The sequence below is a fragment of the Streptomyces sp. OZ13 genome (genome assembly GCF_052068155.1).
In the GTDB taxonomy this organism is placed as follows: domain Bacteria; phylum Actinomycetota; class Actinomycetes; order Streptomycetales; family Streptomycetaceae; genus Streptomyces.
Map to the genome: position 1 here is coordinate 190,640 of NZ_JBQHCZ010000007.1, position 15,804 is coordinate 206,443.

12 protein-coding genes are annotated in these 15,804 nt (G+C 73.0%); 8 read left to right on the forward strand and 4 right to left on the reverse strand.

The annotated features are described in order from the left end of the window. Position 1: 1 nt before the first annotated feature. Both ACTMTU_RS18780 and ACTMTU_RS18785 read right to left on the reverse strand, forming a co-directional pair. Positions 2 to 1,405 (reverse strand): NADP-dependent succinic semialdehyde dehydrogenase, encoded by a 1,404-nt coding sequence (locus ACTMTU_RS18780; protein ID WP_441264625.1) that lies wholly within the window; start codon positions 1,403 to 1,405, stop codon positions 2 to 4. Between the two features lie 42 nt (positions 1,406 to 1,447). After that, positions 1,448 to 1,834 (reverse strand): hypothetical protein, encoded by a 387-nt coding sequence (locus tag ACTMTU_RS18785; RefSeq protein WP_441264626.1) that lies wholly within the window; start codon positions 1,832 to 1,834, stop codon positions 1,448 to 1,450. Between the two features lie 466 nt (positions 1,835 to 2,300). Between ACTMTU_RS18785 and ACTMTU_RS18790 the strand changes: the two genes are divergently transcribed. The 3 genes from ACTMTU_RS18790 to ACTMTU_RS18800 all read left to right on the forward strand — a co-directional run bounded on the left by ACTMTU_RS18790 (position 2,301) and on the right by ACTMTU_RS18800 (position 5,938). Beyond that, positions 2,301 to 3,848 (forward strand): MFS transporter, encoded by a 1,548-nt coding sequence (locus tag ACTMTU_RS18790; RefSeq protein WP_441264627.1) that lies wholly within the window; start codon positions 2,301 to 2,303, stop codon positions 3,846 to 3,848. Positions 3,849 to 4,664: 816 nt separating this feature from the next. Further along, positions 4,665 to 5,582, forward strand: coding sequence for a S1 family peptidase (locus ACTMTU_RS18795; RefSeq protein WP_441264628.1), 918 nt, complete (start codon positions 4,665 to 4,667; stop codon positions 5,580 to 5,582). Positions 5,583 to 5,704: 122 nt separating this feature from the next. Further along, complete coding sequence (locus ACTMTU_RS18800) at positions 5,705 to 5,938, forward strand: hypothetical protein (RefSeq protein WP_053557612.1); 234 nt, start codon at positions 5,705 to 5,707, stop codon at positions 5,936 to 5,938. 441 nt (positions 5,939 to 6,379) lie between these two features. Here ACTMTU_RS18800 and ACTMTU_RS18805 read toward each other — a convergent pair whose 3' ends face one another. Continuing rightward, the gene (locus ACTMTU_RS18805; RefSeq protein ID WP_441264629.1) at positions 6,380 to 6,892 is read right to left on the reverse strand and encodes an ATP-binding protein; all 513 of its coding nucleotides are present in this window, start codon (positions 6,890 to 6,892) and stop codon (positions 6,380 to 6,382) included. Between the two features lie 222 nt (positions 6,893 to 7,114). On the opposite strand from ACTMTU_RS18805, the gene ACTMTU_RS18810 reads away from it, so the two are divergent. Genes ACTMTU_RS18810 through ACTMTU_RS18820 form a run of 3 tightly spaced genes read left to right on the forward strand, consistent with a single transcriptional unit; the run spans position 7,115 to position 11,346 of the window. Further along, complete coding sequence (locus ACTMTU_RS18810) at positions 7,115 to 9,493, forward strand: FHA domain-containing protein (RefSeq protein ID WP_441264630.1); 2,379 nt, start codon at positions 7,115 to 7,117, stop codon at positions 9,491 to 9,493. Positions 9,494 to 9,505: 12 nt separating this feature from the next. Continuing rightward, a complete protein-coding gene (locus ACTMTU_RS18815) occupies positions 9,506 to 10,321 on the forward strand; it encodes a hypothetical protein (protein ID WP_441264631.1) in 816 nt (271 codons plus the stop codon). Next, positions 10,321 to 11,346 carry a serine/threonine-protein kinase gene (locus tag ACTMTU_RS18820; RefSeq protein ID WP_441264632.1) on the forward strand — a complete coding sequence of 342 codons (1,026 nt, stop codon included), beginning with the start codon at positions 10,321 to 10,323 and terminating at the stop codon, positions 11,344 to 11,346. The genes ACTMTU_RS18815 and ACTMTU_RS18820 overlap by 1 nt, the downstream gene beginning before the upstream one ends. On the opposite strand, the gene ACTMTU_RS18825 is transcribed toward ACTMTU_RS18820, so the two are convergent. Then, positions 11,340 to 12,623: a streptophobe family protein gene (locus ACTMTU_RS18825; RefSeq protein ID WP_441264633.1), complete on the reverse strand. Its 1,284-nt coding sequence runs from the start codon at positions 12,621 to 12,623 to the stop codon at positions 11,340 to 11,342. The two genes, ACTMTU_RS18820 and ACTMTU_RS18825, sit on opposite strands and share 7 nt — an antisense overlap. Positions 12,624 to 12,782: 159 nt before the next feature. Here ACTMTU_RS18825 and ACTMTU_RS18830 point away from each other — a divergent pair, with 159 nt between their 5' ends. Together ACTMTU_RS18830 and ACTMTU_RS18835 are read left to right on the forward strand one after the other, a co-directional pair. Further along, positions 12,783 to 14,105 (forward strand): DUF6777 domain-containing protein, encoded by a 1,323-nt coding sequence (locus ACTMTU_RS18830; protein ID WP_441264634.1) that lies wholly within the window; start codon positions 12,783 to 12,785, stop codon positions 14,103 to 14,105. Positions 14,106 to 14,296: 191 nt separating this feature from the next. Next, on the forward strand, positions 14,297 to 15,763 hold the full coding sequence (locus tag ACTMTU_RS18835) for an extracellular catalytic domain type 1 short-chain-length polyhydroxyalkanoate depolymerase (RefSeq protein ID WP_441264635.1): 1,467 nt from the start codon (positions 14,297 to 14,299) through the stop codon (positions 15,761 to 15,763). Positions 15,764 to 15,804: the final 41 nt, after the last annotated feature.

Here is a 15,804-nt window from a genome sequence, read left to right on the forward strand (position 1 = left end):
TCTACTTCTCCGTCTCCTCGCCGTGCCACAGGGTCGTGACGTTGCAGAACTCCCGGATGCCGTGCCCGGACAGCTCGCGTCCGTAGCCGGACCGTTTGACGCCGCCGAACGGCAGCGCCGGGTGGGAGGCGGTCATGCCGTTGAAGAACACGCCGCCCGCCTCGAGGTCCCGGGAGAAGAGCTCCACCTCCGACTCGTCGCGCGTCCAGGCGTTGGAACTGAGGCCGAAGGGGCTGTCGTTGGCGACGGCCAGCGCCTCCTTCGCGTCGGCCACCCGGTAGACGGAGGCCACCGGTCCGAACGCCTCCTCCCGGTGGATGCGCATCCGGTCGGACACCTCGGTCAGGACGGTGGGCTCGTAGTACCAGCCGCGGTCGAGGTGGGACGGACGGCGGCCTCCGCAGCGTGCCGTGGCTCCGTGGCTCACGGCGTCGTCGACGAGTTCCTCCAGATCGGCGCGGCCCCGCTCGCTCGCCAGCGGCCCGACGTCGGTGGACTCGTCCATGGGGTCGCCGACGGTGAGGTCCTTCATGGCGGCCGTGAACCGGTCGCAGAACTCGTCGTACACGTCCGCGTGCACGATGAAGCGCTTGGCGGCGATGCAGGACTGGCCGTTGTTCTGGACGCGGGCCGTGACGGCGGTGCCGACGGCGCGGCCGAGGTCGGCCGACGGCATGACGATGTACGCGTCGCTGCCGCCGAGTTCCAGCACGGTCTTCTTGACCTCGTCGCCGGCGACGGAGGCGACGGCCCGGCCGGCGCCCTCGCTGCCGGTCAGCGTCGCCGCCGCCACGCGGCTGTCCCGCAGGACGGACTCGATCGCGTCGGAGCCGACGAGCAGCGTCTGGAAGCATCCTTCCGGGAATCCGGCGCGGGTGAAGAGGTCCTCCAGGTACAGCGCGGTCCGGGGCACGTTGGACGCGTGCTTGAGCAGTCCGACGTTGCCCGCCATCAGGGCGGGGGCGGCGAAGCGGACGACCTGCCAGAGCGGGAAGTTCCACGGCATGACCGCGAGGACGACGCCGAGCGGCCGGTACCGGACCGTGGCCCTGACGGCTCCGGAGTCCTCGACGTCACCGGCCGCCGGGTGCTCGTCGGCCAGCAGTTCCTCCGCGCGGGCCGCGTACCACCGCATGGCCTTGGCGCACTTGGCCGCCTCCGCGCGGGCGGCCCCGATCGGCTTGCCCATCTCCGTGGTCATCACCCGGGCGATGTCGTGCTGTTCCCCCTCCAGCAGGTCCGCGGCCCGGTTGAGCAGGGCGGCACGCTCGCCGAAGGACCGGGTGCGGTACCGGCCGAAGGCGGCGCGGGCGAGGTCGAGCCTGCGCTCGATCTCCTCGGGGCCCAGCGCGTCGAACGTCTCGAGTGTCTCGCCGGTCGCGGGGTTGACCGTGGCGATGGGCATGAAGGCCTCCTCCTCAAGGTCTCGTGCGGCGGGACGCCGCTGTCAGATCTCTTCCTGGTGGACGCCGCTGTTGAGGAGCAGCTGGACGTCCTTCTCCTGGTCGCCGGCCGCCATGCCCTGCTCCACCAGGTCGAAGGCGGCGGCGAGCGTCACCTGCATCTGGTCCACTGCCCAGTAGCCGCCCTGGAGCTCGGCCGTGACGGGTGCGGCGAGCCGGACCGGCTCGGCGGGATTGCGTGTGCTGGCCACGTCGAAGGTCGTGGTCCACACGGTCGCGTGGCCCTCCGAGACGTACTGGGGCGTGTCGTCGGCCGCGCGGTCCGACTCGAAGGACCTGCTCAGGGCCCGGAAGACCGCGTCGGCGTCCTCCCGCGAGCAGCCAGTGAGCGTCACCACGACGGATGTCGCGGATTCCTGTGCACTGTTCACCGTGGTTCCTGTCTGTCGGGACGTGTCCCCCGTGCGTGCTGCTCCTGCTTCCCGGCGCGCCGCCGGGCACTCGTCGCCCCCTGCCGGCGCACCCGACGGTCCGCGCGGCGGCGGGGACGGCCTAGGCGGCGGGCGGTCCGGACGCCCTTCGCTCTGCCTCCGGCGCGCCGCCGTCATGGCGCCCGGACCCGGCCGGGTCCTTCTCCAGCGTGACCCCGGGGCCCGGCGGGTGCGACCGGACCTGGGCCGGATGCCCCTTCCGGCGTACGGGGCCGTGCGCGACGCCGGGTACCCCGGTGCCGCCGGCCGGAACATCGGAGCCTCAGGCACGGAATACCGGGGACCGGTGAGAAGGTTCACTGTGCACACACTTGGCGGCGGGCACCCTGTCCCGCCGTCGTCAGCGAACGGAGCGCCGGGACGGACCCCGGCGCTCCGCCACGACCGCCGCCCGGAGGCCGCAGGTATGCCGCAGTCGACAGCCGACCAGCCCCTGGGTGATTCCCTGGACGACCCGGAGCCGAGAACCAGGGGGATCGTGCCGGTCCTGGCGTTCGCGGGCATCGCGGTCGCGGTGATGCAGACCCTGCTGGTCCCGGTGATCAAGGACCTGCCGGCGCTGCTCACCACCTCGGCCGCCGACGCGACCTGGGTGCTGACGGCCACGCTGCTGGCGGGCGCGGTGGCGACGCCGATCATGGGCCGCCTCGGCGATCTGTACGGCAAGCGCAGGATGCTGCTGGCGAGCCTGGCGGTGATGGTGGCCGGCTCGCTGCTCTGCGGCTTCACCGACGACCTGGTGGTCATGATCGTCGGGCGGGCGCTCCAGGGGTTCGGCATGGGCGCGATACCGCTCGGCATCGGCATCATGCGCGACCTGCTGCCCCCGCGGCGGCTCGGTTCCGCGATGGGCCTGATGAGCTCCTCGATCGGCGTCGGCGGCGGCCTCGCGCTCCCCGCGGCGGCGCTGATCGCCCAGCACGCCGACTGGCACGCCCTGTTCTTCACCGCGGCCGGCATGGGCGCGCTGTCCATGCTGCTGACCGTGCTCGTCGTACCGGAGTCGCCGCTGCGCGCGCCGGGGCGTTTCGACCGGCTCGGGGCGCTGGGGCTGACCGCCGGTCTGGTCCTCCTTCTGCTGCCCGTCACCAAGGGCGGCGACTGGGGGTGGGCGTCCGCCACGACGCTCGGCCTGTTCGGCGGGGCGGTGCTCGTGCTGGGTCTGTGGGGCGTGTGGGAGCTGCGCAGCCCCGCGCCGCTGGTCGACCTGCGGACCACGGCCAGGCGTGAGGTGCTGCTCACCAACCTCGCCTCGATCATGGTGGGGGTCGCGTTCTACGCCATCACCTTGGTACTCCCCCAGTTGCTGCAGCTGCCTCGCTCGACGGGCCACGGTCTGGGGATGTCGATGGTCGTGGCCGGCCTGTGCGTCGCCCCGCTGGGAGTCACCATGATGTTCGTGGCCCCCCTGTACGCGAGGATCTCCGCCCGGCGGGGCCCGAAGGTCTCGCTGATGCTGGGCCTCCTGGTCATCGCCGCCGGTTACGGCGCCGGAATCTGGATGATGAGCGCGGCGTGGCAGACGGTCGTCGTCTCCGTGGTGGTGGGCGCGGGCATAGGACTGGCCTACTCCTCGCTTCCCACGCTCATCATGGGCGCCGTCGACCCGTCGGAGACGGGTGCGGCCAACGGACTGAACACGCTGATGCGTTCGATCGGCACGTCGGTGTCGAGCGCGGTGATCGGCATGGTGCTCGCCCACACCTCGGTGCGCCACGGCGCGGTGGAGGTGCCCTCCATGCAGGGGTTCCGCATCGCGTTCCTGATCGCCACCGCTGCGGTGCTCGCCGGCCTGGTGCTGGCCGCGTTCCTGCCGTCGCGCGACAGCACGAAGCGGCCGGTGCTGCTGGCCTCCGGCGGGGACGTCCCGGACCGCCGGGCGGGCGCCACCGTCCTGCCGGCACCCGGGCCGGCGGTACGGACCGGGCAGCGGCCCGGCCCCCCGGCCTCGTAGCACCCGGGCGAAGAGCACGAGGGGGGCGGCCGCCGCGTTCGTCCCGCCCGGTACGCGAGGGCGGTGGTCGCCTCCGTGCGCACATGGCAGCCACCCGTACCCGAGGATCCACAGCGACGGTCGGGATCCGGACACCCAAGGGCGCTGGGCGAACAGGATTGATTGAGGCATAAAGGAGTGACGGCCTCTCAGCTCCGCCGCTGCGGCGGTGCGCCCGCCGTCCTGGGCCGGCGTCCCGGCGCGCCGCCGGTGGGCGCTGCGCACCGGCTGCGGATGCGGGGCGCGCGGGCGGCCGGGATGTGCGGGAGCCACTGCAACGCTTCCACGGCCGGACTGAAACGTTGCAGTGGGCAAGAGCGGGCCGCGGACGTCCTGGCACGTCACCCGGGGATCACGCCCCATCGACACTGAGCAGCCAAAATGGCGTGCGCCATTCCGCTTATTGCGCGGGAGCGCTCCCCCGCCGCGTGACTGCTCCGGCCGGACACCCTCCACTCCTGACGGCCGGTCAGCAAATGTTCGCAGCATTTGCTCTGCCGCCGGACGCGGCACCGCCTCCCGTTCCGCCCCGGGCCGCCCGGCGGCGGGGCCGGTGGCCCCGCCGGGCGCCGGCGCGGACGGCGCCGTCGGCACGACGGCCGGACGCGCGTAGAGCGGCCGAAAGGCGATCTTGCCGCGCAACTGCCGGGAGCCGCAGGATTCCTTCCGCGGCGGTTGTCAGGATCATGACGTTGAACGTTCCGTCACGGTCCGGCAGCCGGCGTTGGACGGGCCCGCCCACCCAGCGGGCCCCGGAATCCCCCACCGGAGGATGCAGTGAAGATCAAGCGCTTCGCCCCCCTCACCGGCGTCTCGAGAGCCGCACGGCTGACCGCCGTCGCCGCCGCACTCGTGGCCGCCTCCGCGCTTGCGGCCCCGTCCGCGCTGGCCGACCCGGCCGACTCCGCGCGGGCCACCACGGCCCAGCTCGCCCAGGCCGACGACGCGGTGCTCGGCGCCGACGTGCCCGGCACCGCCTGGTACACCGACAAGGAGACCGGCAAGGTCGTCGTCACGGCGGACTCCACCGTCTCCGCCGCCGAGATCGCCAAGATCAAGAAGGCGGCGGGCGAGCGCGCCGGCGTCCTCGAGATCAAGCGCACCCCCGGCACCTTCAGCAAGCTCATCGCGGGCGGCCAGGCCATCTACGCGGGCGGCGGACGCTGCTCCCTCGGCTTCAACGTCCGCAGCGGCAGCACCTACTACGCCCTGACGGCCGGTCACTGCACCAACATCGGCTCCACCTGGTACACCAACTCCGCAAACACCACGGTGCTCGGCACGCGGACCGGTTCCAGCTTCCCGAACAACGACTACGGCATCATCCGCCACTCCAACGCCTCGGCGGCGGACGGCCGTGTCTACCTCTACAACGGCAGCTACCGCGACATCACCGGCGCCGGCAACGCCTCCGTCGGCCAGACCGTCCAGCGCAGCGGCAGCACCACCGGTCTGCGCAGCGGCCGGGTCACCGGCCTCAACGCGACCGTCAACTACGGCAACGGCGACGTCGTGTACGGCATGATCCAGACCAACGTCTGCGCCGAGCCCGGCGACAGCGGCGGCGCCCTGTTCTCGGGCAGCACGGCTCTGGGCCTGACGTCCGGCGGCAGCGGCAACTGCTCCTCGGGCGGCACCACGTTCTTCCAGCCCGTCACCGAGGCGCTGAGCGCGTACGGCGTGAGCGTCTTCTAGGCCTTTCCCCCACGGCCTTCGGCCGGCGGTCCGCCACCCCTGGGCGGACCGCCGGCCTCCGTCGTTGTCAGTGGCTCGGTGGATGCTTGACGGTCCGACACCTCAAGGAGGGGAACCGCGAGATGAACGATTCCGAGATCGCCGCCGCGCAGGCGTACGTACGCCTGCTCCAGACCACCAGGGCCGTGCTCGCCGACCCGCAGCAGGCGCCGCTCGCGGTCCCGCTGCTGACGGTCCCGATGGCGGAGGCCGACGACGCCCTGCGCGCGGTCGGCCTCGCGGGCAACGAGGCGGACTTCTTCCGGCTGCTCGCGACGCTGCATCCCGCGGAACGGGAGGGCAGGAGGGCCGCGTGAACGGCGACGGCCCCCGCCCGGGTCGGACCCGGGCGGGGGCCTTTTCCCGGTGCACCGGCGCCGGGTCCGAGGCCGGTCCGCCGGCACAGCAGCTCCCGTGGCGAAGTACGGGCCGCGCCCGGCACGACCGGCCGCTCGAGACGACCGGCTGCTTCAAGGACCTCGAAGTCGCTGCGGAGTCCGGACCGGCGGCCTGTGCTCCCCGCCGTCAGCGCCGGCCGGGGACGGCCCGCGGTACGGACACATCCGGTACGCCGGGACCCCTGCCGTCATGGGCAGGGCCCCCTTCATGGGCAGGACCCATGGCCGTGAGGCACTGCGCGGGGCAGGTCCGGCACACACACGGACCGTTCGCACGGCAGCGACGGTCGCCGGCGGCTGTGCCGCGCCGGACACCCAAGGGCGTCCGGCGGCGTCCGAGCCGTACGGAACATCCGCGCGTCACCGCCCCGCGGGGACGGCGAGGGAGGGCGCCTCGAACGGTTCGGCGGGCACCGCCTCCAGCGGCAGCGGCCGGAACTCCCGGACCGGCGGCTGGGGCACGTGCGGACCGGACTTCACGCGCTGCGGCTCCTTGACGCGGCGGCTGAACCAGATCACCTTGCCGTGTTCGGTGGCACAGGTGCCCCAGCTGTCGCTGAGCATCGCCACCCTGGCGAGTCCGCCCTTGGCGGGGGACGACGTGTGCAGCCGCGGAAGGGTGCTGTCTCGGTCCGAGACGGACGTGGTGAGATGGCGCCCGGCCCAACGCAGCTCCACCACACATGTCTTGTCGCCCTCGACATGCTGGACGACATTGCCGACGAGTTCGTCGACGGCGCTGCAGACCGGCATGACATGGGCGTCGAGGCCCCAGTACTTCAGATGCGCTGCGAGTATGCGCCGGATCTGAGGAATGCGCTCTGGGGAAGCCGGTACTTCGATTCTGTACTGGCAGGCAACCGGAACGTTCATGACCGTGGCTCCTCACCGCGACGGCCCGTCATTCGTATGTGGCCCCCGAGTACGAAGAGTGAGCCTGTGTCGCTTCTGGGTAACCATCAGAGTGCACCGGCCACCCGTTCACCGCAACACGCGACACCAACGGCCCGTTGGGGGCCCAGGACTCTCTGCGCCCCCGCCGGCCCGGAGGCGGCCGCAGGGGCGCAGAACCGCACATATCGCTAGAATCCGAACATGGCAGAGCGGCCTGGCACGCCGACTGCGCCCGCACTCGTCATGGAGACCGATACCGGCTCCACGGTGATGGATCCGACCCGGGCGTACCACGTCGGGCGTGATCCCCTGAGCGACATCGTCATCGACGACCCACGCGTCTCCTGGCACCACGCCGTGCTGCGGGCCGACGACGGGCACTGGACGGTGGCGGACGAGAACAGCACCAACGGCACGTACACCGAGGGCCGTCGGATCCACGTGCGGGAAGTCGGCCCCGGCAGTGTCATCCGCTTCGGCAGCGCCGCCGACGGCCCGCGGGCCGTACTCGCCGACCTCGCACCACCGGCCGTCGACCCGTCGGCCGGCCGGCGACCGGCCGCCGAACCGGGACCGCCGCCCGTCGTGCCCGTGCCCGCCGCGACCGGGACCTTCCGCAGCCCGACCAGCGTGCGGCCGCTGCCCGCCCGCGCCGTGCGCATCGGCAGGTCGCCCGACAGCGAGCTCGTCGTCGACGACCTCGTGGTCTCCCGCCGGCACGCGGAACTGCGCACACGGCCCGACGGCACGTACGAGATCGTCGACCTCGGCAGCCACAACGGCACCTACCTCAACGGCCTGCCCGTGGACCGGGCCCCGGTACGGGCCGGCGACATCGTGGGCGTGGGGCATTCCGCGTTCGTGCTGGTCGGCGACGAACTCCAGGAGTTCGTCGACACCGGCGAGGTGTCCCTCGACGTCCAGGACCTGACGGTCACCGTGGACGAGGGCCGCAAGACCCTCCTGGACCATGTCTCCTTCCCGGTCGGTGAGAAGTGCCTGCTCGCCGTGGTCGGGCCGAGCGGCGCGGGAAAGTCCACGCTGCTGAACGCCCTCACCGGGCTGCGCCCCGCGCAGCGGGGCACCGTCCTGTACGACGGGCGCGACCTCTACCACGACTACGCGGAGCTGCGCCGGCGCATCGGGCTCGTGCCGCAGGACGACATCCTGCACGCCCAGCTGACCGTACGCCGCGCCCTCTCCTACGCCGCCGAACTGCGGTTCCCCCAGGACACCGATCGGTCGGAGCGGGAGGCCCGGGTCACGGAGGTGATCCGCGAGCTCGGGCTCGAGCAGCGGGCCGGCCAGCCGATCCACTCGCTGTCCGGCGGCCAGCGCAAGCGTGTCAGCGTGGCGCTCGAACTGCTGACCAAGCCGTCCCTGCTCTTCCTCGACGAGCCGACGTCCGGGCTCGACCCCGGCATGGACCGCTCCGTGATGCACATGCTCCGCGGCCTGGCCGATGACGGGCGCACGGTCGTCGTGGTGACCCACAGCGTGCTCAGCCTGGACGTGTGCGACCGGCTGCTCGTCCTCGCGCCCGGCGGCAGGATCGCCTACTACGGGCCGCCGGGGCAGGCTCTCGGCTTCTTCGGCTTCGCCGAATGGCCCGAGGCGTTCGAGGCCTTCGAGAGAGACCGCGGCAGGGACTGGGCGGAGATGTACCGCGAGTCCCGCTTCAACGCGCAGTACATCGTCGGCGCCACCGCACAGCCGCGCCTGCCCGCCGGGCCGGCCCCGGGGCCCGTGCCCCCGCCGCCCAAGACGCAGAGCTGGAGCGCCCAGCTGCTGACGCTGGTGCGGCGGTACACGGCCGCGCTGAGCGCGGACCGCACGTTCCTCGTCATCATGATCGCGCTGCCGTTCGTCATGGGTGCGATGGCCCGCGCCCTGGCCGGCAGCCGACTCGACCGGGAGACGGCACTGAACGCCCTCCTCATTCTCTGCGTCGGTGCCGTACTGACGGGCGCGGCGAACGCGGTGCGGGAGCTCGTCAAGGAGCGGCCGATCTATCAGCGGGAACGGGCCGTCGGACTGTCCAGGTCCGCGTATCTGATGTCCAAGGTGGTGGTCCTCGGGACGGTCACGGTGCTCCAGGCGATCGTGCTGACCCTCGTCGCCCTGGCCGGGGTCGACCTCGGCTCGCCGGGCGGCGAAGGAGTGCTGCTGCCACCTCTGCCGGAGATCACCCTGGCCGTGGCGCTGCTGTCGTTCACCGCGATGATGCTGGGGCTGCTGATCTCCGCCCTGGTGCGCAAGGAAGAGGTCACCATGCCGCTGCTGGTGCTCCTCGCGATCGTGCAGGTCGTCTTCTGCGGCGCGCTCCTGAAGCTCGACGGCGTGGCGGTGATCGAGCAGTTGGCGTGGCTGGTCCCGTCCCGGTGGGCCCTCGGCGCGATGGCGGGAACGATCGACCTCGGCCGCAACGTCCCCGGCGAGTTGACGGCCGATCCGCTCTTCGAGCACTCGGCAGGGGTGTGGCTGCTCGACATGGGGATGCTGGTGGTGCTGTCGGTGCTCTTCGGTTGCCTGGTCGCCCGCCTGCTGCGGCGGCACGAGCCCGCCGTCATGCGGAAGTAGGCCGGGCCCGCCATGGCAGCCTGGGAGTTCCGCGCCACACATGTCGTGCCGCCGTGGGGCATGCCCGCGTGGGAGGCGCCGGACGTGTCCCGGCCCACGACACCGCTCGACCCACTGCTGCCGGTCCAGCTCGCCGAGCGGCGCGGCGACTGGGGGCAGATCGTGTGCGCGAACGGCTGGTCCGCGTGGGTCGACGGACGTCTGCTGGTCGCCGTGCCGCAGGAACCCCCGGCCGTCGACCGGCCCCTGGCCCGGACCGCGGACCCCCGGCCGCAGCTGGCCCGGGTCGCCGAGACCCTGGCCCGCTACCGGCGTGCCGCCGACGACCTGGCCGACGGGCTGTCCGACGGTGAGACCTTCCGTGGACGTACCAGAGGGCTGCGGGCGGGCCTCGTCGTGGACGGCGAGTCGGTGTGGCTGTACGACGCGGAGCACGAGCGGTGGGTCTACTGCGACGGGCTCGGGCTCAGCACGTTCGCGACCTCGTCGGGCCCGGCGTCGCACGCGGAGCCGGAGCCGCCCGCGGACACCGGCGCGAACGCGGACGCCGACGGCGCGTCCGGATCCGGCCCGCCCCCGCCGGATCCGAAGCAGGTGCTGGCGACGGACACGCCGGGCACGGATGCCACCCAGGTCGTCGCCCACCCCGAAGCGCACGACGCCACGCGCGTCGTCGACCGGCCCGAAGACCCACCCGACCCCACCCGCGTCGTCGACCGACCCGAAGACCCCGACGCCACCCGCGTCGTCGACCATCCCGAAGACCCCGACGCCACCCGCGTCGTGGACCACCCTGAAGGGCCGTCCGCCCGTGGTGGTGAGCGCTGATGCCGCCGCTTCCCGGGATGCCCGGCGGCAGGCCGTCCGAGCTGGTCGGCAAGAAGGTGGCCGGCTATCTCGTGGAGCGGGAGATCGGCCGGGGCGGTATGGCGGTGGTCTACCGGGCGCGGGATCTGCGCCTGGACCGCACCGTCGCCCTGAAGCTGCTCGCTCCCGAACTGGCCCGTAACGACACCTTCCGCAAGCGGTTCACGCACGAGTCGCGCGTCGCCGCGTCGATCGACCATCCGCACATCGTGCCGGTCTTCGAGGCGGGCGAGACGGACGGCCTGCTCTACATCGCCATGCGCTACGTCGCCGGGCAGGACCTGCGGGTGCTCCTCGACCGCATGGGCCCGCTGCCCGCCGTCGCGGCGGGGCGCATCGCCGCGCAGGTGGCGTCCGCACTGGACGCTGCGCACGCCCACGACCTGGTGCACAGGGACGTCAAACCCGGCAACATCCTGGTCGCCGAGGGCACGGACAGCGACCATCCGGAGCACGTCTATCTGACCGACTTCGGTCTGACGAAGAAGTCCCTGTCGCTGACCGGGTTCACGACCGTCGGTCAGTTCGTGGGCACGCTCGACTACGTGGCTCCGGAGCAGATCTCCGGTCGGCCGGTCGACGGGCGGTGCGACGTCTACAGCCTCGGCTGCGTCGTGTTCGAGACGCTGGCCGGCGGCCCGCCGTTCCAGCGTGACGACGACATGGCCCTGCTCTGGGCGCACCAGTTCGATCCGGCACCGCCGCTGACCGGGAAGCGGCCCGATCTGCCCGGAGCCGTCGACGACGTCATGGCGCGGGCGCTCGCCAAGAGTCCGGACGACCGCTACGGCTCGTGCGGCGAGTTCGTGGCGGCCTTGCGTGCGGCGACGGCCGCGGCGTCCACGGGACCGGGCGAGGGCCGCCACCCGGCGACGGCGGTGGCCGGGCGCGGCACGCTCGCGCCGGGAAGGACCGCTCCCCCGCCGGACCCGCCGCGGTGGGCGCTGCCGGTCTTCCCTGCCACGGGCGGGTCCGGTCGTCAGTGACGTGGGACCTCGACCTGGCCGCGGCGGTGGACGTGCGACGCCAGAAGTCCGCCGATCACGCCGGTGACCAGTCCCCACGCGGCGGCGAGACCGAGGGCGGGCCAAAGGTTCGGACGCAGCGCCACCTCACCGGCGAGGTCGCCGCCGAGGTCGCCGATGCCGAGCAGGGAGAGGCCGTAGTGCGCGTAGAGCCTGACGAGGAGACAGACGGTCAGCACGGTCAGCACGAGGGCGACGGCCATGTGGACGGCGTGCTGCCAGAGCCGCATGCCGGCCGGTGAGCGGACGGCCATCAGGAAGGCCGCCGCCGGCACGAGCACGATGGCGGCCACCAGCAGCCACCAGGCACGGCCGTCGCGTTCGACGAGCGCCGAAAGGTCGAGTGTCGTCATGTCGCCGGTGCGCAGCACCTCGTCGAGCAGCTTCGGCATCGGCAGGCCGAAGGGGCCCTCGACCTTGCCCTCCCACGAGGCCCCGAGGCCGAGGGTGAAGGCCAGCCAGACGAGGTTGGGCAGCCCGAGGAAGATCACGGCGAAGGTGTCGGCGGTGCTGTCACGGGTCAGTGCCACGACGACGGCGATGACCACGCCGACCGCCACGTGCGTGAGCAGCATGGCGACCATGGCGTACGCGGCGGGCCGCACCGACTCCTGGAAGCGCAGCAGCCGGGCGGGGAGCGGGCTGCCGCGCGACACGGCCACCGCGAGGGCCAGGACACCGGCCAGCCAGAGCAGGCCGAACAGGAGGGTGAGCGGGACGTCGGTGCGGAATCCCACGCGGGGGGTGGCGTCCAGGAATTCCTCGAGGAATCCGCCGGTGGGATCCTCGATGGGGATGGTGAAGGTGTGGCGGGCTAGCGCGCCGAGACCGATGAGGGCGAGCAGCCAGAGGAAGGCCAGCCGGGCGGCCCAGCCCGCCAGTTCGCCGGCGGAGGCGACGGCCCTGTGGCGCAGCGGCCGGAGAAAGCCTGCTGCCACCGTGAGCGCTCCGGCCAGTGCCACAGAGAGGGGCAGGGCCGTGAGTCCGGCCCTTGTCTCCGCGATCACACCGGCTTCCCCGGCGACCTCCACGGTGCCGCCGGCCGCCATCACGACGACGGCCGCGACGACCGGCAGGAAGCCGCCGTCGGGCAGGTCCCTCGCGCCCGCCGCCCACAGGCCCAGGGCCGCGGTGACGGCCATGACGACGAGGCCGGCGAGTACCGCGGCGAGCGCATGGACCCAGCCGTGGGGCGGCCGGGTCGCGCCGCCGGGGCTGCTCGATGCCTGCTGACTCACGCTGCCACGCTATGCACGGCGGCCGCGGCGCGCTTCCCGGGCGGGGCCGACCGCGTCGGCTTGCGGCTCGCACGGGTACCGGGCAGACAATGGGCACATCGAGTGACAGAACAGACGAATCATCTCTTCCGCCTTCCTACGCCCGGGAAGAAGAGACTTGTGAGTGCCGAACCGCCATCCCCAGGCCGTCCGACAGGCCCACCTCCGGGACCACTCTCCGGCCCCTCGCGGCCGGGCGGTCCCACACCGCCGCCTCCACCCGGTGGTCCCGCGGGCAGCAGCCATTCGGGCGGCGCCGCGGGTCCGCCGAGCGGACCGGGCGGTCCCGGCGGTCCCGGGCCAGGGGACGGGGGACCGGGCCGGCCCTGGTGGCGGTCCGTCCCCCGCATCGCGACGGTCGCCGTCGCGCTGGTGGCCGCAGTGGTGCTCGCCGTCGTGCTGACCCGCCCGAGCGGGTCGGGCGGGTCCGGCGCGTCCGGCGGCGGAAGCGAGGTCTTCCTCCAGGCCGCCGGAGCGACCGGGCCCGATCCGTTCACCGAGTCGACGGCGAAGGAGAGCTCGCCGCCCGCGTCGACGCCGGCCGCCGAGCCGGACGGAGCCATGACCGCGTCGCCCAATGTCACCCGCAGCGTCGAGGGGTCGGCGCCGGGGCTGTACGGGGGCAGCCGCAAGGCGGCCAGTTGCGACGTCGAGAAGCAGATCACCGCCCTCGGCGCGGACCCGGCCAAGAACCGGGCCTTCGCGCAGGTGCACCGGATCGAACCGTCGCGCGTCCCGGACTATCTGCGCTCGCTCACCCCGGTGCAGCTGCGGATGGACACCCGGGTGACGAACCACGGCTACAAGGACGGTGGGCCGAGGGCCTATCAGGCCGTGCTGCAGGCGGGCACCGCGGTGCTGGTCGACGACCGCGGTGTGCCGAGGGTCCGCTGCGCCTGCGGCAATCCGCTGCTCCCGCCCGTCGCGCAGAAGGACATTCCCCGTGCCGTCGGCGACGCCTGGCCCGGCTACCGGCCCTCGAAGGTCGTCGTCGTCGCTCCGGCGGACAAGCCCGTCAAGGACTTCGTGCTCCGCGACGGTGACAAGTGGATCAAGCGGCCGGCCGGCGACACGGGCACACGCGACAAGGAGACCGAGCCGCCTTCCCGCGAGCCCTCCCCCTCCCATGACGCCTCCCCGACGGACGGCGGCAGGCCACCGGCGGAGACGCCCAAGGCCCCGCCCCCGCCGGAGCCGCCGTCGCAGGAGTCGCCGCCGGCGCCGCCGCCCGAGTCGGAACCGCCACCCGAAGAGCCCCCGTCGGAGCCGCAGGAACCCCCCGTGGAACCGGCGCCCGAGTCGGGCGCCGACTCCCCGGACGGACCGGCTCCCGAAGGGCCGGAGGAGCCGGCTCCGGAGCAGCCCGGCGGCACGAACGGCCTCGCTCCCGGCCCGGCGGACCCGGCACGCGCGCCGGTCGTCCTCGGATCGGTGCTCATCTAGGCCCTGTCCCGGCGGACTGGACTTAGCAGCCGGGGGCCCGGCGGCACAAGGGGGCGCGCACCGCCGTCGGCGGGCGCGGCTATGGGTGGCGTCACCATTCCTCGGCGCACGGACCGTTCCTACTGTGACCGGAATCGTCTCGTCACCTGTGGGAGGTCCGGATGCCGCCGTGTGGAAGCACGCCCGAACCGATGCGCGTACGGACCGTCCGCCGGCTGCGCCGGGCCGCCGGGCGGCTCGGCGCGGCGCTCGCCGTCGTCGCGGGCGGACTGCTTGTCTCCCCCGCTCCCGCCGCGCACGCCGCCGTCGCCCTCGAACACGTGGCCGACTTCGGTGCCGACCCGGGCAATCTGAACATGTACGTGTACCGGCCGGCGTCGCTCGCGCCGGAACCGGCCGTCGTGGTGGCCCTGCACGGCTGCACGCAGAGCGCGCAGGTGTATGCCGACAACTCGGGCCTGACGACCTTCGCCGACCGGCACGGCTTCCTGGTGGTCTTCGCGGGCACCACGTCCGCCAACAACGCGAACAGCTGCTTCAACTGGTTCCAGACGTCCGACAACCGGCGCGGACAGGGCGAGGCAGCCTCCGTGCGGCAGATGGTCGCCCACGCGGAGTCCGCGTACGGCGCCGACGCGGGTCGCACCTTCGTCACCGGTCTCTCCGCGGGGGGCGCGATGACGTCGGTCATGCTCGCCGCCTATCCGGACGTCTTCGAGGCGGGTGCGGTGATCGCCGGCATGCCGTACGACTGCACCCGGGACACCGGCCCGTTCGTCTGCATGAACCCGGGCACGGACCGTACGCCGGCCGTGTGGGCGCAGCGGGTCCGGGACGCCTACCCGTCGTACACGGGACCGTGGCCGCGGGTGGCCGTGTGGCACGGCGACAACGACTCCACGGTCGCCCCGATGAACGCGGCCGAGCTGAGGGACCAGTGGACCGCCGTGCACGGGATCGGCCAGACCCCCGACAGAACGTCGACGATCGGCGCCAACGGCACCCGAAGGGAGCAGTATCTGGACGGGAACGGGCAGGTGGCCGTCGAGGTCGACCGGGTGCCCGCGATCGGACACGGGACGCCGGTCGACCCGGGCAGCGGCCCCGAGCAGTGCGGCCGTACGGGCACCGCGCACTTCATCGACTCGATCTGCTCCAGCCACTGGGTGACCGGGTTCTTCGGACTGGCGGGCGGCGGCGACCCGGATCCCGGCGGTCTGCCCGCCCCGGCCGGGCTCGTGGTGACCGGCGCCGACGACACGTCGATCGCCCTGGCCTGGCAGGCGGTGGACGGCGCCGCGGACTACGCCGTGTACCGCGACGGCTCCCGGGTCGCCACCCCGCGGGGCATCTCGTTCACGGACACCTCTCTCGCCGCGGGCTCCACGCACACCTACCGGGTCGCCGCCCGTGACGCGGCCGGGGCGGAGGGCGCCCGCTCGGCCCAGATCACCGCGTCCACCACGGGGGCGGCGGCGGTCTGCTGGACGGACAGCAACTACGCGCATGTCCGGGCGGGCCGGGCGACGACCGCCGGCGGCTATACGTACGCCAAGGGTTCCGGCCAGAACATGGGCCTCTACAACACCTTCGTCACCCACACGCTCAAGGAGTCACCGGCCGGGCACTACGTCATCGCCGACGGCAACTGCCCCTGAGCTCCTTCGTTTCGACCGTCCCGGCACACGTGTGCCCCGGA